At 39.1% G+C, this 230-nt stretch carries 1 protein-coding gene; it reads right to left on the bottom strand.

Annotated features, from left to right (window positions below; translation table 11 throughout):
• A partial coding sequence (locus SB679_RS26535; RefSeq protein ID WP_410705443.1) for a GEVED domain-containing protein occupies nucleotides 1-230 on the bottom strand: 230 nt, incomplete at both ends.

Below are 230 nucleotides of genomic sequence, written 5' to 3'. Positions count from 1 at the left end.
GTAAGAAGAGTACCTGTATAGGTAGCAGGATTTGGAGGAAGTTGTATATCAAAACCTACTGTCCCGTTTGTTACAGGAGTTGTCGTGTTACTAGCAGCTGTAAGCATTCTTTCACTAGCTTCAAAAACTCCATTTCTATTTAAATCGATCCATACTCCTACTCCATAACTGGATGTAGAACCTGGCCAGAATTTAGTGATGCTTATTTTATTACCTGTTGTACCTCTCAC

Origin of the sequence: Chryseobacterium sp. SIMBA_029 (assembly GCF_046535275.1) — a bacterium.
In the GTDB taxonomy this organism is placed as follows: Bacteria; Bacteroidota; Bacteroidia; order Flavobacteriales; family Weeksellaceae; genus Chryseobacterium.
The sequence above is the reverse complement of the archived record's forward strand: the minus strand, read 5'-3'. Positions and strand labels throughout refer to the sequence as shown.